At 72.2% G+C, this 19223-nt stretch carries 17 protein-coding genes and 1 pseudogene; 11 read left to right on the forward strand and 7 right to left on the reverse strand.

What is annotated here, in order from left to right; translation table 11 throughout:
* Window positions 1-195 precede the first annotated feature (195 nt).
* Window positions 196-891, forward strand: coding sequence for a DUF624 domain-containing protein (locus ACGFIK_RS05780; protein ID WP_393337896.1), 696 nt, complete (start codon window positions 196-198; stop codon window positions 889-891).
* Here ACGFIK_RS05780 and ACGFIK_RS05785 read toward each other — a convergent pair.
* Window positions 888-1787 (reverse strand): LysR family transcriptional regulator, encoded by a 900-nt coding sequence (locus ACGFIK_RS05785; protein ID WP_393337899.1) that lies wholly within the window; start codon window positions 1785-1787, stop codon window positions 888-890. The two genes, ACGFIK_RS05780 and ACGFIK_RS05785, sit on opposite strands and share 4 nt — an antisense overlap.
* Before the next feature lie 81 nt (window positions 1788-1868).
* Between ACGFIK_RS05785 and ACGFIK_RS05790 the strand changes: the two genes are divergently transcribed.
* Entirely contained in the window at window positions 1869-2816 is a 948-nt protein-coding gene (locus ACGFIK_RS05790) for a DMT family transporter (protein WP_393337901.1), read from the forward strand.
* Window positions 2817-2868: 52 nt separating this feature from the next.
* Here ACGFIK_RS05790 and ACGFIK_RS05795 read toward each other — a convergent pair whose 3' ends face one another.
* Entirely contained in the window at window positions 2869-5061 is a 2193-nt protein-coding gene (locus ACGFIK_RS05795; protein WP_393337904.1) for an alpha-glucuronidase, read from the reverse strand.
* Window positions 5062-5247: 186 nt separating this feature from the next.
* Between ACGFIK_RS05795 and ACGFIK_RS05800 the strand changes: the two genes are divergently transcribed.
* Window positions 5248-5637 carry a DUF2267 domain-containing protein gene (locus ACGFIK_RS05800; RefSeq protein ID WP_327025302.1) on the forward strand — a complete coding sequence of 130 codons (390 nt, stop codon included), beginning with the start codon at window positions 5248-5250 and terminating at the stop codon, window positions 5635-5637.
* 4 nt (window positions 5638-5641) lie between these two features.
* Here the strand turns inward: ACGFIK_RS05800 and ACGFIK_RS05805 are convergent, their stop codons facing one another.
* Window positions 5642-6052: a roadblock/LC7 domain-containing protein gene (locus ACGFIK_RS05805; RefSeq protein ID WP_327025301.1), complete on the reverse strand. Its 411-nt coding sequence runs from the start codon at window positions 6050-6052 to the stop codon at window positions 5642-5644.
* 373 nt (window positions 6053-6425) lie between these two features.
* Here ACGFIK_RS05805 and ACGFIK_RS05810 point away from each other — a divergent pair, with 373 nt between their 5' ends.
* The 5 genes and pseudogenes from ACGFIK_RS05810 (at window position 6426) to ACGFIK_RS05830 (ending at window position 11201) form a co-directional block, all read left to right on the forward strand.
* Window positions 6426-6731, forward strand: coding sequence for a DUF6403 family protein (locus ACGFIK_RS05810; RefSeq protein ID WP_393337908.1), 306 nt, complete (start codon window positions 6426-6428; stop codon window positions 6729-6731).
* On the forward strand, window positions 6728-8095 hold the full coding sequence (locus ACGFIK_RS05815; RefSeq protein ID WP_393337911.1) for a hypothetical protein: 1368 nt from the start codon (window positions 6728-6730) through the stop codon (window positions 8093-8095). Before ACGFIK_RS05810 ends, ACGFIK_RS05815 begins: the two co-directional genes overlap by 4 nt.
* Before the next feature lie 5 nt (window positions 8096-8100).
* A complete protein-coding gene (locus tag ACGFIK_RS05820) occupies window positions 8101-9051 on the forward strand; it encodes a hypothetical protein (protein WP_327027083.1) in 951 nt (316 codons plus the stop codon).
* 24 nt (window positions 9052-9075) lie between these two features.
* Window positions 9076-9888: pseudogene (locus ACGFIK_RS05825) on the forward strand (S8 family peptidase); the annotation flags it as partial.
* Between the two features lie 236 nt (window positions 9889-10124).
* Window positions 10125-11201 carry a DUF2332 domain-containing protein gene (locus ACGFIK_RS05830; protein ID WP_327025298.1) on the forward strand — a complete coding sequence of 359 codons (1077 nt, stop codon included), beginning with the start codon at window positions 10125-10127 and terminating at the stop codon, window positions 11199-11201.
* A 48-nt stretch (window positions 11202-11249) separates the two neighbouring features.
* Here the strand turns inward: ACGFIK_RS05830 and katG are convergent, their stop codons facing one another.
* Together katG and ACGFIK_RS05840 are read right to left on the reverse strand one after the other, a co-directional pair.
* The gene (gene katG / locus ACGFIK_RS05835) at window positions 11250-13454 is read right to left on the reverse strand and encodes a catalase/peroxidase HPI (protein ID WP_327027082.1); all 2205 of its coding nucleotides are present in this window, start codon (window positions 13452-13454) and stop codon (window positions 11250-11252) included.
* 66 nt (window positions 13455-13520) lie between these two features.
* Complete coding sequence (locus ACGFIK_RS05840; protein ID WP_327025297.1) at window positions 13521-13952, reverse strand: Fur family transcriptional regulator; 432 nt, start codon at window positions 13950-13952, stop codon at window positions 13521-13523.
* A gap of 234 nt (window positions 13953-14186) precedes the next feature.
* On the opposite strand from ACGFIK_RS05840, the gene ACGFIK_RS05845 reads away from it, so the two are divergent.
* The 3 genes from ACGFIK_RS05845 to ACGFIK_RS05855 all read left to right on the forward strand — a co-directional run bounded on the left by ACGFIK_RS05845 (window position 14187) and on the right by ACGFIK_RS05855 (window position 17717).
* Complete coding sequence (locus tag ACGFIK_RS05845; RefSeq protein WP_327025296.1) at window positions 14187-14885, forward strand: hypothetical protein; 699 nt, start codon at window positions 14187-14189, stop codon at window positions 14883-14885.
* Between the two features lie 107 nt (window positions 14886-14992).
* Window positions 14993-17113, forward strand: coding sequence for a sensor histidine kinase (locus ACGFIK_RS05850; protein ID WP_327025295.1), 2121 nt, complete (start codon window positions 14993-14995; stop codon window positions 17111-17113).
* Window positions 17082-17717 carry a response regulator transcription factor gene (locus ACGFIK_RS05855; RefSeq protein ID WP_327025294.1) on the forward strand — a complete coding sequence of 212 codons (636 nt, stop codon included), beginning with the start codon at window positions 17082-17084 and terminating at the stop codon, window positions 17715-17717. Before ACGFIK_RS05850 ends, ACGFIK_RS05855 begins: the two co-directional genes overlap by 32 nt.
* Before the next feature lie 12 nt (window positions 17718-17729).
* On the opposite strand, the gene ACGFIK_RS05860 is transcribed toward ACGFIK_RS05855, so the two are convergent.
* Complete coding sequence (locus ACGFIK_RS05860; RefSeq protein ID WP_393337916.1) at window positions 17730-18257, reverse strand: AAA family ATPase; 528 nt, start codon at window positions 18255-18257, stop codon at window positions 17730-17732.
* A 39-nt stretch (window positions 18258-18296) separates the two neighbouring features.
* Window positions 18297-19043: a hypothetical protein gene (locus tag ACGFIK_RS05865; protein WP_393337918.1), complete on the reverse strand. Its 747-nt coding sequence runs from the start codon at window positions 19041-19043 to the stop codon at window positions 18297-18299.
* Window positions 19044-19223: the final 180 nt, after the last annotated feature.

The raw sequence follows: 19223 nt of genomic DNA on the forward strand, positions 1-19223 counted from the left end.
ACAAATCGGCCAGGCGGGACGTCTGTGCCGGCGACCCCGGGGTCTAGCGGGCGGGGGGGGGGGGTGGTGGGGCGGGGGGGGGGGGGGGGGGGGGCGCCCCCCCCCCCCCCCCCGCACCCCTGCGGAGGATGAGGAACCGATGCCGACCAACCTCGCCGTACCCCCCGGCGGCCGGATCCCTGCGGCGGGGGCCTCGTGAGTACGGCGACCCGACGCGAGTTCGGTGCCGGGCCGCTGTCGCGGGTGGCCGCGCTGGTCTACACCCTGCTGGTGGTCGAGGTGCTGCTGCTGGTCTGCGCGGCGCCCGGCCTGGTCGCGTCGTTCGCCCTGGAACGGCACGTGAGCAACCTGCCCCTGGTCGCCGTCTGCGCGGTGCCCCTGGGCCCGGCCCTGTCCGCCGCCCTGTACGCCCTGCACCACCAGCGCCTGGACCTCACCGAACTGCACCCGGCCCGACTGTTCTGGCGTGGCTACCGGGTGAACCTGCTGGGAGCCCTGCTGGTGTGGGTGCCGATGCTGATGTGGCTGGCCCTGCTGGCCGTCAACCTGGTCAACCTGACCGCGGTGGGGCTGCCCCGCTGGTGGGTGGTGCCCCTGGTGCTGGTCGCCGCCGGGGTGGCCGTGGTCGGCATCAACGCGCTGGTGATCACCTCCCTGTTCACCTTCCGGCTGCGCGACGTGCTCCGGCTGGCCGGCTACTTCGTGCTGCGTACCCCGGTGGTGGTGATCGGGGTGGGGTTGTTGCTGGTAGCGGCGACGGCGCTGACCCTGGTCGCCTCGGAGGCCGCCCTCGCCGCGCTGGCCTCGGTGCTGGCGCTGGCCCTGGTCCGGGGCGGCGAGCCGATGATCAGCATCATCCGCCAGGAGTTCACCGCCGCAGACCTCACCTAGCGGGTGGGTACGGCGGCCACGGCCTCCCGCAGGGCCGCTGTGGCGATCCGTACCGCCGGGGTGTGCTCCACCGCGTCGTGGATCACCAGGTGGATCGACCGGATCGGGGTGGGACGCAGCAGCCCGACCCGGGTCACCCCCTGCGGCAGCCGCACCGCGCCGAGGGCGGGAAGCACCGTCGGGCCGATGCCGGCCTCGACGAAGGCCAGGGCGGTCGGATAGTCGTGCGCCTCCACCCCGAAGGTCGGGGCGAAGCCCGCCGCGGTGCAGGCCTCCAGGAGGTTGGCCCGGCACCAGCCCCGGGCGAAGTCGTTGTCCACCCAGCGGTCCTCGGCCAGTTCGGCCAACTCCACCTGCGCCCGGCCGGCGAGGCGGTGCCCGGCCGGCAGCACCGCGACGTACGGATCGTCGACCAGGTGCTGGGCGGTGAAGCCCGAGCCGGGGTCGAAGCCGGCGGGCGCCACCACCAACTGGAGGTCGGGGCGCTCCTCCCGGACGGGCGGGATGTCCTCGCGCAGGGTCAGGTCCAGCCGCACCCCGGGCAGCTCTGTGATGATCCGCCGCACCACGTGTGGCATCCAGGCCGCGCCGACGGAGGCGAAGTAGGCGATGGACAGCACCCCGGTGCGCCCGGCGCGCAGGTCCGCGATCAGTGACTCCGCCTCGCCGACCCGGGCCAGCAGCCGATCCGCCTCGGCGGCGAGGGCGTGCCCGGCGGCGGTGGGCCGCATCCCCCGGCCGGCTCGGGCGAACAGGGCCAGGCCGGTTTCGCGTTGCAGGGCGGTCAGGTGCTGACTGACGGCGGAGGGGGTGTAGCCCAGGTTGGCCGCGGCGGCCTGGACGGACCCGGAGGCCACGACGGACCGGAAGATCCGGAGGCGGTGGACATCGAGCACCCGCCAACCATATAGGCAAACTTAAGAGTCGTGAAGAAACAGTCGCTGGTGCTTAACTGTCCAGCGGACCAGAATCGGCCTATGACCAGCCTGAAGACCGCCTCCCCCGCCGAGCGTCCGCGCCCGAGACCCTCCACCCAGCCCTCGTCCTGGCCGGTCATCGCCGCCGCCGCGATCACGGTGCTGCTGTGGGCCTCGGCCTTCGTCGGCATCAGGTTCGCCGGGCACGACTACTCCCCCGGAGCCATGGCCCTGGGCCGGATGCTGGCAGCCTCCATAGCGCTGAGCGCCTTCGTGGCGCTGACCGCCCGACGTCGCCGCGCTCGCCCCGCCGGTGGTCGTACCGGCTGGCCCCGAGGGGCAACCCTGGGGCTCATCGCACTCTGGGGAACTGCCTGGTTCGGCGGGTACAACGTGGCTCTGAATGCCGCGGAGCAGCTGGTCGACGCCGGGACGGCGGCGCTGCTCGTGGCAATCGCCCCCATCCTGGTGACGGTGGCCGCGACCCTCGTCCTGGGCGAGCGGCTGACCGGCCGGCTAGGTGTCGGGGTGGCGGTCGCCTTCGTGGGCGTGGCCCTGATCGCCGCCACCGGCTTCACCGGGCACGTCGACCAGCTCGGGGTGGCGCTGGCCGCGCTCTCCGCGGTGTTGTACGCCTTCGGGGTACTGCTTCAGAAGCGGCTGCTGGCCCGGGTGGAGGCGGTGACCATGACCTGGCTGGGGGCCCTGGCCGGCACGATCGCCCTGCTGCCGTTCGCACCGGCCCTGCTCGACGAACTCGCCACCGCGCCGCAGGGAGCCACCCTGGGGATGCTGTACCTGGGGGTGTTCCCGACCGCGATCGGCTTCCTGACCTGGGGGTACGTGCTGTCCCGCTGGACCGCGGGTCGCACCACCGCCGCTACCTACCTGGTCCCGCCGGTGACCGTCGGGTTGTCCTGGATGCTGCTGGGCGAGGTGCCGGCACTCCTGGCCCTGGCCGGCGGCGCCCTCTGCCTGGCCGGAGTGGTCCTGGCCACCCGCCGCTGAGCCACCGCCATGTCGCTGACCGGAGCCAGCACCACACGCTCCCGCCGCGGACTCAGTGCAGGGTGCGGCCGTGGGCGTCGGGGATGCCGGACTTGCGGTGGAAGTAGGCGTTGACCTGGTCGCGCCACTCCCGCGCACAGCGCAACTGTTCCCTGAGCCGCTCGGTGACCCGGGCGTGCACCGCCGGGTCGACCAGCCGGGCCAGCCACTCCCAGCGCCGGCACATCGCCTCGACCTCGCGTACGCCGTCGAAGTGGGTGTCGTAGATGTGCTGGATGACCGTCCTGCCGCTGTGCAGCAGGTGGTCGTAGGGCACGTGGTGGAAGAAGAGCAGCAGCTCGTCGGGGCAGCTCTCGACCGACTCGTACACCTCCGACCAGGGCGCGGGGTACTGGCCGGTGAAGCCGGTGCCGGTGGCCCGGGTCCGGTCCACCCCGACCCCGTCCCGGTCGGCGAAGTGGTACGTGCCCCAGGGGGTGTACTCGTACCCGTCGACGTCGGGGCCGTAGTGGTGACCGGGCCGGACCATGAAGCCCACCCCCAACGGGGCGGTGTACCGCTCGTAGCTGCGCCAGGAGTCGTCCATGATCTCGTGCAGGGTGCGCCGCAGCAGGTCCGGATCGGCACATCGGTCCGGGGCGAAGGTCAGGTCGATCCACTCGTCCAGCACCGCCTGGGGGCGCAGCCCGGGATTCCAGCAGAGCCGGCCGAAGGCGTACAGGTTGGCCTGGGCCAGCGGATGCCCGGTCCAGAACCGGTCGTCGCCCACATTGGAGACCGCGACCAGACCCCCGCCCCCGGCCGCCACCTCGGCGACCGTACCCCCCTGGTCGCCCCAGGGCCGGAACCCGAGGACCTCGCTCCACCAGGGGGCCAGGTAGCAGACGTGGCGCTGCTGGCCGGTGTACTCCTGGGTGACCTGGAACTCCACCGCCAACCGGGTGTGCGGCATCGCGGCGATCACCGGGGAGACCGGCTCCCGGGTCTGGAAGTCGATCGGCCCGTGCTTGACCTGCACGATCACGTTGTCCCGGAACCGGCCGTCCAGCGGCGCGAAGTGGTCGTGGGCGGCGCGGGCCCGGTCGGTGGAGCGGTCCCGCCAGTCCTGCCGGTGGTTGTAGACGAAGGCCCGCCAGCGCACCACCCCGCCGTGCGGCGCCAGGGCCTCGGCCAGCAGGTTGGCCCCGTCGGCGTGGTCCCGGCCGTAGCTGAACGGACCCGGCTGGCCCTCCGAGTCGGCCTTGACCAGGTAGCCGCCGAAGTCCGGGATGCGGGCGTACACCCGCGAGGTGGTCTCGGCCCACCAGGCGCGTACCGCCGGGTCCAGGGGGTCGGCGGTGGGCAGGCCACCGACGACGACCGGGGCGGCGAAGCTCACCGCCAGGTGCACCCCGATGCCGTACGGGCGCAGCAGGTCGGCCAGTTCGGCGACGTCGTCGAGCCGCTCGGTGAGCAGCCGCGCCTCGGTGGCGTGCACGTTGACGTTGTTCACCGCCACGGCGTTGATCCCACAGGCCGCCAGCAACCGGGCGTACGCGGTGACCCGGTCCCGGTCCCCCCGGGGCCCACCCTCCCGCCAGAAGATCGACCCACCGGCGTAGCCGCGTTCCACCTGCCCCATCACGGGGTGCACCTCGACGTTGTCCCAGTGATCCAGCATCCGGCGGGCCATGACCGGACGACACACCCGTACCCGGTGTCCCCGGCCGAAGGCGGACTCCCCCAGCCGGACCACCTCGAAGAGTCCGTACAGCAGCCCTGCCGGGGCGCCGGCCACCACCACGGTCACCCCGTGGTGCCGGGTCACCACGAAGTCCTCCGCGCCCAGCGCCTCGGCTGTGGCGAGTTCCGCCCGGGCGCCGGCGAGCGCCGCCCACACCCCAGCCGCCTCGGAGTCGGTCGGGGTGAGGGCGGCTGGCTTGGATTCGGCCGCCTCGGCCACGGTCGCCTTGGAGTCGGTCGGGGGTGGGTCCGCGGGTCGGGGGCGGGGCAGGTCGGCGGCCAGGGCCAGCACCAGGTCCGCCGGGGGTAGGTCGGCCTCGGCGGTGATCCGCCGGGCGGTGCCGCCGTACCGGTCGGCGGCCTGCTCGACCTCGGCCTGGACGGTGTCGATGAGCAGGCCCTGTCCACAGATCAGGGTCCGGCGGGCGCCGATGGCGGCCCAGACCTCGGGCGGCAGCCATGCGGGGTGGAGGTCGGTCGGCTCAGGGGTGTTCGTCCGCACCTGGCGGAGGGGCCGTCGCATTGCGCAGATCGTATCGATATCCCGCGATGCGTCAAGGTCCTCCCCGAAGATCCGCTCCTACGGCCGCCTTGCGCTGGGCCGCTGTCGGCGGGGCGCCGTTGGGCTGGCCGCTGTCGGCGGCGGCGCCGTTTGCTGGGCTGCTGCGCGGGTACCCGGCACATCCGCAGCGAGAAGGGGGTCGGCGAGGTGGACGACAACGAGTTCATCGACTCCGTGGCACGCCGCACCGGGGCGTCGGCCGAACAGGCGGCCGCCATCGCGCGGGCCACCCTGACCACCCTGGCCGAGCGGATCGACGGCGGACAGGCCCGGGACCTGGCCGACCAGCTTCCGGAAGGAATGCGGGCGTACACCTTCGCCCCCCATGAGGCCGCCGAGCGGTTCGGTCTCGACGTGTTCGTCGAGCGGGTCAGCGGGCGGGCCGACGTCGACCCGGAACTGGCCGAGATCGGCATCCAGGCGGTGCTGGACACCATCCGTACGGCCACCACCGCGGACGAGTACGACGACGTGATCGCGCACCTGCCGGCCGAACTGTGGCAGGTGGCCGATCCGGTCCCGCCGTACGACGGGTGACCGGCTAGACCTCGGCCACTGCCGGTTCCAGGTAGACCGGCAGGTACTCCCCTGCCTGGGCGACGAACATGGCCACCTCGTACGCCATGTCGCCCACCTCGGCGTCCCCGTCGATACCGACGGTGAGGATCGCCCCGTTGCCGGTGGTGGCGTGGAACAGGAAGGCCCGGGACATCTGGATCACCACCTGGTGCAGTTCACCCTCGCCGCACACCCGGGCGGCGGCCGTGCCCAACGCCTGAAGCCCACAGACCATGCTGGACAACTGCTCGGCCAGTTCGCCGTCGATGCCCCGGGAGGCCCCCAGCCTGATGCCGTCCGGCGAGAGCACCACCGCGAACTGTGCCCCCGGCACCCGGTCGACCAGGCTGTTCAGGGCGTGGCCCAGGTTGTCGGCGATCCGGGCAGAGGGCATAGGGCTGTCCTTCCTTTCGGCAGCGACTACCGAGGGTGCGTTCGTCGTTCGGTTCTCCTAACGTACGACGCCCGACTCGCTGCGGATCAGCCGGGGCGGACGGATTCGTCCCGATGGTCCGTCTTCCCTGCCCACCGGCTCGGCCCCACCCGAAGGCATCGAAATGTAGGAGATCTTGGACAGTTTCCGGCCGATTTTCGACGGTAACTGTCCAAGATCTCCTACAAGCGGAACCCGGGTCACTCGGTGGGGACGGCCTGGTCCAGGTGGGCCACCCCACGTTTCACCCCGTCGGGTGGGGGCTGGCGTGGCAGGGCCGGCGCCGTTGGGTTAGACAGATAGCCGTATCGAACCCCTCGGACGGTGGGAGCGCATGTCACCATCCCTGCTGATCTGGTCGGTCGGTGGCGTACTGCTGCTGACCGCCGGGATCGCCACCACCCTGCTGCCCCGCCTACGGCACCGCACCCGAGCCACCCGGGTGGCCTGGTCTAGGGCGCGGGCGGCCATCGACAGCGCCACGGTCAGCCGGGACGCGACCGTCGTACGGCTGCCGGAGGCCGACCGGCTGCTGGCCCGCGCCGAACTGCTCGCCGCAGAGCGCGGCGGTACGGCGGCGGCTGAGGCGGCCACGGAGCACGCCCGGCAGGCCGACCGGCTGTGGCGGGGCCAGTCGTGACCGGCCGGATCCTGCGGAACCTGTACGTGCTGCGGTGGCTGCTGCTCGCCTCGGCGGTGATCATCCTGGTGGTGTTCGTGCTGGCCCAGCGGCAGAGTGTCGAGGTCAGCTACGGCCAGTCACCCTCCTCACCGGTGCGCGTCGAGGAGGGCGCGGCCGGGGAGTTGGGTGAGGTCACCGTGCCCTCCACCCAGGAGATGACCACCCTGGTGGCCGCCGATGCGGTGGTGCGGCTGCCCGGTGCGGTGGCCCGCTGGAACGAGCAGCGGGTACGCGAGGCGATCGGGGACGCCGACATCCGGATCCTGGTAGCACCGCCCGGCCTGGACGAGGCCGCCCGCGAGCGGGTACGCGAGGTCGACAACGCCGCCGTACGGGTGATCGGTACCCAGGTCAGCGGCGGCGGCCTGGTGGCCACCCCGGACACCCTGGCCGGATGGCGGGCCCGGTTCGCCACCGGGGATGTGACCGACGCGCTGATCGCCCTCATCGCCAGGCTGCGGGAGGCGCCGGCCCCGGCGGAGGTCGACGACCTGCGGTGGCGGGACCCCTCCGAACGGGAGGTGGCCACCGTCCTGGCCGACCTGCGCGCCCGAGGGCTGCACGTCGGCCGGGGCGCCACCCTGGAGGGGGTACCGGAGCAGGCCGCGCGGGCCGCCTTCCCGGACGGGGCCTGGTTCGTCGCCCTGCCCGCCCAGCCGTACGGGAAGCCGTTGCCGGCGTACGGTCCGGCGTTGACCCGGCTCGTCCCGGACCAGCCGATCGTGGTGCTGTACGGCGGGTGGATCGAGTACCACGGTCCGGCCGCGGCCGAGTTCGCGGACCTGGCCGCGGGCAGCTTCTACGCCCAGTTCGGTGACCGACTCAGCCGGTACGACTATCCGCAGCTCAACGTGCTCGGCGTCTACCTGGGCAAGGTGACGGACGTTCGGTACGCCGGTCTGTTCGACCGGCCGTTGCCGTACCGGCCGGTGGACCCGTTGCGGGTGGCCCTGCCGGCCCTGCCCTGGATCTTCACCCTCTGCGTGGCCGGGTTCCTGGTGTTGTCGGCCCGTTCGCTGCGCCGCTCGGGGGTGCTGGGGAGCCCGCCTCGGGCCCGCCACGGCGCCGACGCGGCTCGGCTGGCCGGGCTGACCTCCCTGGCCGTCGAGGTGTCGCTGCTGACCGACGCCCGCAGCGATCCGGCGCTGACCCGAGGCATCGGCAAGCTTCAGGCCGCCCGTCAGGCACTGGACGAGGGCCTGCCCGCCCGCCATGTGTGGGAGTTGCTCGACGAGGCGACGACCGAACTGGACGAGGCCGCCCGGGTGGTGGGCATCGCCAGCTACCGACCGGCCAACTACCTCCAGGGACGGTTGTCGTGACCCCCATGCTCCGCCGAGGTGTCCGCACCCTGTTCGGCAGCACCTTCGGGATTGCCTCGCTGGCCGCTCTGGTGCTGGCCGGGTGGGCGTTGTGGTCCGGTGGGATCTTCGACGGTCGGATCGCCCGGGAGGTCCGCGCCTCCTCGGTGTATGTCGCGCCGGGGGTCGACCTGGACGAGCCCGCCGCGGAGCGGATCATCGGCAACCGGCGGCTGGTCGTGCTGCTGATGGCCCCCGGCGACGATCTGCGGGAGGCCTGCAAGGAGACCGAGGGGGCCGCCTCCGGCACCCTGGTGCTGGCGATCAGCCGGGCCGAGCAGGACTGGGACACCTACGGATGTTCCCGCTTCCCGCAGCGGGACAGCCGGGACTTCGGTCGCGCGGTGGTGATGGAGATGACGATCAGCCGGGGGGTCGACCTCTTCGTCGACCAGCCGCTGGAAGCCTTGAAGGTGGTCACCCTCAACTACGACCTGCTGGTACGGGCCGGCACGGTGCCCGACGGGGCCCGGGTCATCAGCCCCTCGTTGCCGCGCTATCTGCTGGCCGGGGCGACGGTCGGGGGTGTCCTGGCCGGGGCGGCGACCCTCTGGCTGTTCGGGCGCCGGGCCGGTCGGCTGGCCGAGGCCCGGCAGGCGCGGCGTGCCGAGTACGCCGACGGGCGGGCCGCCCTGAGCACGGCCATGGCCGAGTTGGCCCAGCAGATCGTCGACCTGGAGCAGCGACTCGGGGGCCGCCGGATCCAGACCCAACCGGAGTATCTGCGGCTGGCCAGTGACTACACCCGGCTGCTGGACGAGGTCACGGCGGTGCGGGGGGCCGACGAGGACGCCGTACGCCGACTGCGCGAGCAGGTAGAGGCGCTCAGTCGGCAGGCCGCCGGGCTCACCGAGGCACGGCAGGCTCATGGCAGGAAGCTCGTGACACCGGACGGCAAACCCGACACCGATTCGTAACATCCACAGCCTTATATGTTCGCCGAGCTGTCGCACAACGCCGACGTGCTGAGCATCGAACGCGACATCATCCAGTACGACATGCTCGACGCCACCCAGAGCAACCCGCCCTCCTGGGGTCTGGACCGCATCGACCAGACCAGCCTGCCGCTGTCGCGCAGCTACACCTACACCTCCACCGGCAGTGGGGTGCACGCCTACGTCATCGACAGCGGCATCCAGGCCAACCATCCCGACTTCGGCGGGCGGGCCACCTTCGCGTACAACGCGATCGACAACAACAACACCGACTGCAACGGCCACGGCACGCACGTGGCCGGCACCATCGGGGGCGCCAGCCACGGGGTGGCCAAGAACGTCCGACTGTACGGCGTGAAGTGGCTGAACTGCGGCGGTGGCGGCACCCTGTCCGCCGCGGTCGGGGCGGTCGACTGGGTGACCCGCAACGCCAACAAACCGGCCATGGCCAACGCCTCCTGGAACTACACCTACAGCTCCACCCTGGCCACCGCGCTGACCAACATGATGAACAGTGGGGTCTTCCTGGCCGCCTCGGCCGGCAACACCGGCGGCAACTCGTGCGACCGGCTGCCGCGCAACCTCACCGCCGCCCTGGTGGTCGCCGCCAGCACCAACACCGACGCCCGGGCCAGCTACTCCTCCACCGGCTCGTGTGTCGACCTCTACGCTCCCGGCTCGGCGATCGTCTCGACGTACCCCACCTCCACCACCTCGAGCCTGAACGGCACCTCGATGGCCACCCCGCACGCGGCCGGGGTGGTCGGCGGCAGCCTCTCCGGCACCCCGAACCGCCTGCTCAACAAGCGCAACCTGTAGGCACCCGGCAGCGGCGACCCGGTCGGTCCACCTGGCCGGTCCAGCCAGCCCTGTCGCGACCCTGTCGAGCTGACCCGTCTGCGCTCTCACCCGAGACGCCACGGGGTTGGCCGGTCACCACGATCCGCCCACGCCATCAGCTCGACAGGGCCGCAGGCAGATCTTGGTATGCAAGCGCCCTCGGAGGGGCGGTTTCGTACCAAGATTCATTTAAGGGGTCCGATAGAGTCCGGGGAATGGGGGGTGTGGGGACGGCGGAGGTGTTTCGGGCGGCGCGTGGGTTCGACAGTTCGCCGCTGTACCGGCATCTGCTCGGTGTGGTGGCGGACGATCCGGCGTTGGTCGAGTTGGCGGCGGGTGCCCGGCCGGGGCAGCAGCCGACCTTTGCCCTGTTCGGGGCCGTGCACCAGTTGCTGCTGGACGGCGTGACCGATCCGCTCGCCGCGTACTACCCATCGGTCGTCGGGGCGCGGGCCCGGGCGGTCGACGCGGACACCGGGCGGGTCTTCACCCGGTTCTGCCTGGCGCACGCCGACCGGATCTCGGCGATTTTGGCCACCCGGCTGGTGCAGACCAACCAGGTGCAACGGTCCCTGGTGACCCGGCTGGGGTTGGCGCTGCTGCGCGCGGTCACGCGGGCGCCGGTCTGCGTCGTCGAGGTGGGGTGCAGTGCGGGTCTGAACCTGCGCGCCGACCGGTACGCCTTCAGCGTGGGCGACAGCACCGTCGGCGACCCTACCTCGGGGGTGCACGTCCGGGTGGAGGTTCCGGAGGCTCGGCTGCTGCCCGATCTCACCCGACTGCCGGTCGTCGCCGATGTCGTGGGGGTCGATCTCGATCCGCCCGATCTCACCGACGCCGGGGACCGGGCCTGGCTACGCGCGCTGGTGTGGCCGGAGAACGCGCCTCAGGCGGCGCTGCTGGCCGAGGCGATGCGGGTGGTGGCCGACGATCCGCCGCGGGTGCTACGCGGTGACGTCGCCGAGATCGGTGCCGAGGTAGCGGCCAGCCTTCCGGCCGGGCTGCCGCGTCTGGTGGTGCACACCGCGACCCGGATCCATGTGCCCGTCGACCGCCGTCCGGCCTTCGACGCGGGGGTGGCCGCCTTCGCTGCGGGCGGGCCGATGCTGCATCTCGCGCTGGAGGACGATCAGCGCATCGCGCCCTCCGGTCGGGCCGGCATCGGGCTGACCGCCACCGACGCCGCCGGTAGCCGGACCATCGCCGTCGCCGACGGCCACCTGGCCTGGTTGGAGCCGCTACCCGAGCTGGGCACGCCGATCATTCTCGGAGCACAGGACCGGAAAGGGTGACGCCCAGGGCGGCCCGGGGGACGGGCCGACCTGGGCGTCGAGGGTGGATCAGGCCAGGTCGAAGCGGTCCAGCTCCATCACCTTGGCCCAGGCGGCGACGAAGTCGTGCACGAACTTCTCCCGGGCGTCGTCGCTGGCGTACACCTCGGCCAGCGCACGCAGCTCGGAGTTCGAGCCGAAGACCAGGTCGGCGCGGGTGCCGGTCCAGCGGACCTCACCGGTGGCGAGGTCGCGGCCCTCGAAGGTGTTCGCGTCCTCGGAGGTCGACTTCCACGCCGTGCCCAGGTCGAGCAGGTTGACGAAGAAGTCGTTGGTCAGCAGCCCCGGGGTGGCGGTGAAGACACCCAGCTTCGACTGCTGGTAGTTCGCGCCGAGGACCCGCAGGCCACCGACCAGCACGGTCATCTCGGGCGCGCTGAGGTTCAGCAGGTTGGCCTTGTCGATCAGCAGGAACTCGGCCGGCAGGCGGTTGCCCTTGCCGAGGTAGTTGCGGAACCCGTCGGCGGTGGGCTCCATCGCCGCGAAGGACTCCACATCGGTCTGCTCCTGGGTGGCGTCCGCACGCCCGGCGGTGAACGGCACCTCGACCTCGACCCCGGCCTCGCGGGCGGCCTTCTCGACGGCGGCGGAGCCGGCGAGCACGATCAGGTCGGCCAGCGAGATCTGCTTGCCACCGGTCTGGGCGGCGTTGAAGGAGGCCTGGATGCCCTCCAGGGTGCGCAGCACCTGGGCCAGCTCGTCGGGGTTGTTGACCTCCCAGCCGTTCTGCGGCTCGAGGCGGATCCGGGCACCGTTGGCGCCACCCCGCTTGTCGCTGCCTCGGAAGGTCGAGGCCGACGCCCAGGCGGTGGAGACCAGCTGGGCCACGGAGAGCCCGGAGTCGAGGATCTGGCGCTTGAGGGCGGCGATGTCCTCGGCGTCGACCAGCTCGTGGGTCACCGCCGGGATCGGGTCCTGCCAGATCAGGGTCTCGCTGGGAACCTCCGGGCCGAGGTAGCGCTGGATCGGGCCCATGTCCCGGTGGGTCAGCTTGAACCAGGCCCGGGCGAAGGCGTCCGCGAACTCCTGCGGGTTGGCCAGGAACCGCCGCGAGATCTGCTCGTAGATCGGGTCGACCCGCAAGGACAGGTCGGTGGTGAGCATGGTCGGGGCGTGGCTGCGGGTCGGGTCGTGGGCGTCCGGGACGGTGCCGGCGCCGGCGCCGTCCTTCGGCTTCCACTGGATCGCTCCGGCGGGGCTGCGGGTCTGCTCCCACTCGTAGCCGAAGAGGATCTCGAAGAAGCTGTTGTCCCAGGCGATCGGGGTGTTCGTCCAGGCGCCTTCGAGGCCGCTGGTGATGGTGTCACCGGCGTTGCCGGTGCCGAAGGTGTTCCGCCAGCCCAGGCCCTGCTCCTCCAGGGAGGCGCCCTCGGGCTCGGGGCCGACGTACTTGTTCGGGTCGGCCGCGCCGTGGGTCTTGCCGAAGGTGTGCCCACCGGCGATCAGGGCGACGGTCTCCTCGTCGTTCATCGCCATCCGGCGGAAGGTCTCCCGGATGTCCCGGGCCGCAGCGAGGGGGTCACCGCTGCCGTGCGGGCCCTCCGGGTTGACGTAGATCAGACCCATCTGCACCGCGGCCAGGGGGTTCTCCAGCTCCCGCTCACCGGTGTAGCGCTCGTCGCCGAGCCAGGTGGACTCCGGGCCCCAGTAGACGTCCTCGTCGGGCTCCCACACGTCGGCCCGACCACCGGCGAAGCCGAAGGTCTCGAAGCCCATCGTCTCCAGGGCCACGTTGCCGGCGAGGATCATCAGGTCGGCCCAGGAGAGGTTCTTGCCGTACTTCTTCTTGACCGGCCAGAGCAGGCGGCGGGCCTTGTCCAGGTTGGCGTTGTCCGGCCAGCTGTTCAGCGGGGCGAAGCGCTGCTGACCGGCGCCGGCGCCACCACGGCCGTCACTGATGCGGTAGGTGCCCGCGCTGTGCCACGCCATCCGGATGATGAACGGGCCGTAGTGGCCGTAGTCGGCCGGCCACCAGTCCTGCGAGGTGGTCAGCACCTCGGCGATGTCCCGCTTGACGGCGGGCAGGTCCAGGCTCTTGAACGCCTCGGCGTAGTCGAAGTCCACACCGAGGGGGTTGGCCACCGCGGGGTTCTTCGCGAGGATCTTCAGGTTGAGCCGGTTCGGCCACCACTCGCGGTTCCCCCCGCCCTGGGTGGGGTGCGGAGCGCGCGCGGACGTGACCGGGCAGCGACCCTCGCTCTCCTCCGATTGCATGTCTCCTACGACTGCGTCGTGCTTCTCAGCCACGGGGATCCTTCCAGGATTGCGGGAACGGGTGGTTCAGGAAATCTGGGCGGTCGAACAGTCCGGGCACCGGCCCCAGTAGATGACCTCGGCCTCGTCGATCTCGAAGTGGTTGTCGTCGGAGGCGGTGAGGCAGGGCGCCGCTCCGACGACGCAGTCCACATCGACGATCAGGCCACAGGACCGGCACACCGCGTGGTGGTGGTTGTCACCGACCCGCGACTCGTACCGGGCCACCGAACCGGGTGGTTCGATGCGTCGTACCAGGGCCGCCCCGGTCAGCGCCCGGAGCACGTCGTAGACGGCCTGGTGGGAGACGCCGGGCAGGTCCTGCCGGACCGCTTTGATGATCGACTCGGTGTCGGCGTGCGGCTGCGCGTACACCGCCTTCAGCACCGCCACCCGGGGACGGGTCACGCGCAGCGCCGCGTCACGCAGCAACTGTTCGAGATCCTCGGGCGTCGGCATGCCGTGCAGTCTTGCCGCTTTTCTGGAATGAGTCAAGAAGAAGTCTCGGGCATTCGGCGATAAAAGGCCGTTCCCGGGCAGAATCGAGCGTCGATTCGGTCACTCCGAACCCCGATCCAGCGGGTGTCCCGGGGAAATCCCGGTCGGTCGGGACGGAATGACACATGTGGGCCGGGTCGGTCGGGCGACAGGGTCGGTGCCGAAGAGGTTCACCGACCGAGGAGGCGACCACCCATGTATCCCGCCACGACACCGACCGGCCCGACCGGGATGCCACCGCAGGCCGTACGCCCGAGACGGGCCTGGGCCCTCTCCGGCGCGGTCGGCGGCCTGGTCGGCCTGGTCGGCATCTTCACCACGGCCACCCTCACCGAACCCGCCGAGCAGTTCCGGGGCGACAACGCCGAGTACGTCGCCACCCTGACCGAGCGCACCGGGCATGTCTGGGCACACCAGGTGGTGACCGTGGTGGCCATCGTCTGCCTGGCGGTCTTCGCCGCCGGGCTGCGGCGGTACCTGGCGGCCCAGGAACCGGCCGACAGTCTGGTGCCGACCCTGGCCGCGACCGGGGTCGGGCTGGTGCTGGTCGGGCTGCTGGTCGGCGGCGGCATCTCGACGGAGCTGTTCTTCGCCCTGGGCTCGGCCGAACAGTACGACCCGGACGTGATCGCCCCGCAGTTGACCATCGTCGCCACCATGACCTGGCTGTGGGGCGGCATCGGGCTGAGCGCCAGTGCGGTGGCGGTCGGTGGGCTGCGGCATGGTTCGGTGAGCCGCTGGTTCGCGGTCTTCAGCGCGGTGATCGCCGTACTGATCGCGGCCACCCAACTGGCCCCGGTGCAGTACATCGCGCTGGTGCCGGCCGGAATCTGGACGATCGTGGCCGGACTGGCCCTGGCGGTCGGTCAGGGTAGCCGGCCCGCCCGGAACTGACCGTGCCGCCCCCGGAACCGCATCGGTCGGCTCGGCATCAGGTACGAGGTGCCGGGCCGGTCGTCCGATCCACCGCAACGGATGCAGCCGCTAGTGTCAGCGAGGCCATGACCAGCCACCGTACGGCCGACACCCCCGCCGAGGTGTCGACGGACCGCCGACTCGGCTGGGTACGCCGGGCGGCCTGGCCGGTGTGTGTCACCACCCTGCTGCTGTGCGCCTGCGCGATGGCCCTGGCCGTGCTCAACCGGGCCACGGTCAACGATGTCACCCATCTGTTCCTGGTGGTGGCCAGTGCGGTGGTCGGGGCGACGATCGCCGCAGCGCGCCCGGGGCACCCGATCGGCGTACTGGCCCTGACCAGCGCCTTCTGCTTCGCCCTGCAGGAGGCCTGCGGCCAGTACGCGGCACACGGCCTGGTCGTGGAGCCCGGCTCCCTGCCCATGGCCGCCGCCCTGGCCTGGCCGCAGAACTGGCTGTGGGTGCCCGGCAACGCGGCGTTGGCCCTGATCCCGGTCTTCTTCCCGGACGGTCGGCCGCCCTCGCCGAGGTGGCGGCCGGCGATCTGGGCGGTGCTGGTCACCGGGGCGGCGGCGATGGTCACCGGGGCCCTGCGGCCCGGGGCCAACGAACAGGTGGCACCGGTCGGCGCGGTCAACCCCCTGGGGGTCCCGGGTTGGCAGCCGGTGGCCGATCTGACCGCCGGGGTGGCCACCCTGACCAGCGCCCTGGTCTTCCTGGCGGCCGGCGCCACCCTGACCTGGCAGGCCCGCCGGGCCCACGGGGTACGCCGCCAGCAGGTCAAGTGGCTCGGGTACGCGGTGGCCCTGGCGGTCGCGGTGGTGGCCGCCCGGCTGGTGGCCGGGTTGACCGACGGGCGACCCGGGCCCTTCCCGTACGGCAACGTGTTCTGGGACCTGGCCGGTGGGATCAGTGGTGCCCTGATCCCGATCGCGATCGGCATCGCCATCCGGCGGCACCGGCTGTTCGACATCGATCTGCTGATCAGCCGGACTGCGGTGTTCGTCGCCCTGTCGACCGTCGTGGGGGGCACCTACGTGCTGGTCGTCGGGCTACTCGGGGCCGGTTTCGGCACCTCGGCCAGCCTGCCGGTCTCCTTCGTCGGGGCGGCGGTGGCCGCCCTGCTGGTAGCCCCGGTGCGGCACTGGCTGCAACGGCGGGTGAACCTGCTGGTGTACGGCGAACGGGACGACCCGTACGCGGTCCTGGCCCGGCTGGGGCAGCGGCTGGAGCAGACCCAGGACGCCGCCGCCGTACTGGCCACCAGCACCGCCACCGTCCGCGAGGCGCTGCAACTGTCGTACGTGGAAATCGCCACCGTGGACGGGTGGTCGTACCGGCTGGGGGCGCCCCCCGCCGAGCCGGTGCGGCTGCCGTTGTCCGCCGGTACGCCGGTAGGACACCTGCTGCTCGGTCCCCGGGCCGGGGAGAGCACCCTGGGCGCCCGGGAACTGCGGCTGCTGCGGGATCTGGCCCGGCACATCGGGGTGGCCGTGCAGGCGGTCCGGGCTCTCGACCGGGCCCAGTCCCTCGCCGCCGACCTGCAACGGTCCCGGGAACAGTTGGTGCTGGCCCGGGAGGAGGAACGTCGGCGGTTGCGGCGGGACCTGCACGACGGCCTGGGGCCTACCCTGGCCGGGTTGACCATGCGCGCGGAGGCGGCTCAGGAACTCGGGCCGGGTGCCCCGGCGCAGCGGCTGCTGGAGGAGATCGTGGTCGACGCCCGTACCGCGGTGGCCGAGGTACGACGGCTGGTCCACGGTCTGCGCCCTCCCGCCCTGGACACCATGGACCTGGCGGCGGCGCTGCGGTCGCACATCGCCACCGGCCCCTCCGACGGGCCGCAGGTACTCCTGGAGGTCCCGGCGGCCCTGCCGGCGCTGTCGGCCGCCGCCGAGGTGGCGGCGTACCTGATCGCGGTGGAGGCGTTGAACAACGCCCGCCGGCACGCCCGGGCCGACCGGGTGGAGCTGCGGCTGTGGGTGGAGGCGGACCTGCTGCACCTTCAGGTACGCGACGACGGATGTGGCCGCCAGCCGGGCCGACCGGACGGCGTCGGTATGCACTCGATGCGGGAACGGGCCGAGGAACTCGGCGGTTCCTGTGTGGTCACCTCCACCCTGGGTGGTGGTACCGAGGTCACCGCTACCCTGCTCACCGGCACGAAGGGGACCGATGGATCAGATCCGGGTACTGCTGGTCGATGATCACGCGCCGTTCCGGACGGGGCTGCGGGCGTTGCTGGCCACCAGCGGCGACATCGAGGTGTGTGGTGAGGCCGCCAGCGGCGAGGAGGCGCTGGCCGTGTTGGCTCGCCTCCAGCCCGACGTGGTGCTGCTGGATCTGACCATGCCCGGCATCGGCGGCATCGCCACCACGCAACGGCTGGTGCGGATGAGTCCGCACGCCCGAGTGTTGATCCTGTCCATGGCCGACGACGACGATTCGGTCTTCGCCGCCCTGCGGGCGGGGGCCCGGGGTTACGTCCTCAAGGGGGCCCGCCGTCAGGAGATCATCCGTTCGGTACGGGTGGTGGCCGACGGTGAGGCGATCTTCGGTCCGGCGATCGCCACCCGGCTGATGGGGTACTTCGCCGGGCTGGCCCGCAACGAGCCGGCCTTCCCGGAACTCACCACCCGGGAGCGGGAGATCCTCACCCTGATCGCCGAGCACCTGACCAATCCGCAGATCGCCACCCGGCTGGGGCTGAGCACCAAGACCGTGCGCAACCACGTCTCCAACATCTTCGCCAAGCTTCAGGTCGTCGACCGGGCGCAGGCGATCAGTGTGGCCCGGGAACGCCGGCTGTGAGCGTGGGCCGGCCTACCGGGGCAGGCCGGCCAGCCAGTGCTCCAAGGCCTGCGGGGTGTCGAACAGCAGCACCGGGGGCCCGGCCGGGTCCTGCTGCCAGGCCCGCATCCGGCGTCGTTCCCGGCTGTACCCGGTGAGGTGCCAGCGCAGCACGGAGTCCCAGCCCAGCACGCTGCCCAGCGACTCCCGGTTGCCGTTGCAGATCACCTCCCCGGTGGAGAGTCGGCGCAGGGTGCGCCGCAGCAGCCAGCGAAAGGACAGCCCACGCGGATAGTCCAGACCGATCACCAGGTCGGCGCGGGACAGGGGTACGTCCCGCCAGCCGTGGTAGGCCCCGTCGAGGATCCACCGTTCGCGCCGGCAGATCGCCTCGATCCGGCTGCGCTGCACGGCGACCGGCACCTCCACCCAGCCCGGCTCCCAGAGCAGGTCGTCGACCGGGTGCCAGGGCAACCCCAGCCGTTCGGCCAGCCGGTGAGCCAGGGTGGACTTGCCGGAGCCGTGGACCCCGTAGACCAGGATGCGCGCGGGCGGGTTCATCGCGGTGCAGCCTAGTGCAGCGTGCCACGGGCGGCCGGGTCAGCGCTTGCTGGCCAGGTCGCCGCAGTCGGTCTCGTCCGGCAGCAGCGGCCGCAGGTGGACCGTCCACTGCTTGCCCTCGGAGACCCAGGGGGTGGCCGTGTTGGCGCTGGCGGCGGCGGCCAGCACCTGCTTGGCCTGATCGCCGGTGGCGGTGACGCAGCTCAGGCCCAGGTCCTTGCTCAGCTCGGCGCCGGGCAGCGCCGGGCCCGGCCAGGCCGCCTCGGGCTGGTCGCCGACCTCGGAGTTGGTCACGTAGTCCTCGGCGACGGCGGCGACGGCGGTCGGCGCGTACGCCTGGGTGTCCGTGGTCGCCTTGCCCAGCGGGCCGGTTTCCGTGGTCAGGGACTCGGCGAAGGCCCGTAGCTTGTCCCGGGCGGCCTGCTGCTCGGCGGTCACCCCCTGGCCGGGGTCGGCGCCGGGCTCGGCGCCCATCTCCAACGCCTGCACCTCCAACTGCTCGGTGCTGGTCCCGTCGAAGATGGTGAACCGGGTCGCGGGGACGTCGGCGACCGGCGGGCTGCCCAGGTCGCTGACCTTACCCACCCCGGCCTCCCGGGCCGCCTTGATCAGGTTCTCCAGCTCATCGGTGCTGATTGTGCCGACCTGGAGGTTGGGCAGGGCCGGACCGGGATAGACCAGGTTGACCGGCCCCTGGGTGATCACCCGTCCGTCGCCGTAGACGCTGATCGCGGGCAGTCGGGTGGCCAGCATGGCCGGGGTGGTGAACCCACCGACGTGGTCCATCCGGAACACCACGGCGTCGGCGGAGTAGGACTTCTCGGGAGCGCCGGAGTCCCCGGCACCGTCGGGGGGGGGGGGGGCGCCCGCCCCCCCCCCCCCCCCCGCCCCGGGGGCGGGCCCCCGCCCCCCCGGGGGGGGGGGGTTGTTTGGGGTAGGTGGGGGGGCCGCCCGGGGGGGGGTGGT

The organism is Micromonospora sp. NPDC048871 (genome assembly GCF_043198155.1).
In the GTDB taxonomy this organism is placed as follows: domain Bacteria; phylum Actinomycetota; class Actinomycetes; order Mycobacteriales; family Micromonosporaceae; genus Micromonospora.

What these genes read in the sequence shown, in the direction of transcription:
- ACGFIK_RS05790 (WP_393337901.1), top strand. Translation starts at nt 1,869, where the DNA reads ATGACCAGCCTGAAGACCGCCTCCCCCGCCGAGCGTCCGCGCCCGAGA.
- ACGFIK_RS05795 (WP_393337904.1), bottom strand. Translation starts at nt 5,061, where the DNA reads ATGCGACGGCCCCTCCGCCAGGTGCGGACGAACACCCCTGAGCCGACC.
- ACGFIK_RS05805 (WP_327025301.1), bottom strand. Translation starts at nt 6,052, where the DNA reads ATGCCCTCTGCCCGGATCGCCGACAACCTGGGCCACGCCCTGAACAGC.
- ACGFIK_RS05810 (WP_393337908.1), top strand. Translation starts at nt 6,426, where the DNA reads ATGTCACCATCCCTGCTGATCTGGTCGGTCGGTGGCGTACTGCTGCTG.
- ACGFIK_RS05820 (WP_327027083.1), top strand. Translation starts at nt 8,101, where the DNA reads ATGCTCCGCCGAGGTGTCCGCACCCTGTTCGGCAGCACCTTCGGGATT.
- ACGFIK_RS05830 (WP_327025298.1), top strand. Translation starts at nt 10,125, where the DNA reads ATGGGGGGTGTGGGGACGGCGGAGGTGTTTCGGGCGGCGCGTGGGTTC.
- katG (WP_327027082.1), bottom strand. Translation starts at nt 13,454, where the DNA reads ATGCAATCGGAGGAGAGCGAGGGTCGCTGCCCGGTCACGTCCGCGCGC.
- ACGFIK_RS05840 (WP_327025297.1), bottom strand. Translation starts at nt 13,952, where the DNA reads ATGCCGACGCCCGAGGATCTCGAACAGTTGCTGCGTGACGCGGCGCTG.
- ACGFIK_RS05845 (WP_327025296.1), top strand. Translation starts at nt 14,187, where the DNA reads ATGTATCCCGCCACGACACCGACCGGCCCGACCGGGATGCCACCGCAG.
- ACGFIK_RS05850 (WP_327025295.1), top strand. Translation starts at nt 14,993, where the DNA reads ATGACCAGCCACCGTACGGCCGACACCCCCGCCGAGGTGTCGACGGAC.
- ACGFIK_RS05855 (WP_327025294.1), top strand. Translation starts at nt 17,082, where the DNA reads ATGGATCAGATCCGGGTACTGCTGGTCGATGATCACGCGCCGTTCCGG.
- ACGFIK_RS05860 (WP_393337916.1), bottom strand. Translation starts at nt 18,257, where the DNA reads ATGAACCCGCCCGCGCGCATCCTGGTCTACGGGGTCCACGGCTCCGGC.
- ACGFIK_RS05865 (WP_393337918.1), bottom strand. Translation starts at nt 19,043, where the DNA reads ATGGACCACGTCGGTGGGTTCACCACCCCGGCCATGCTGGCCACCCGA.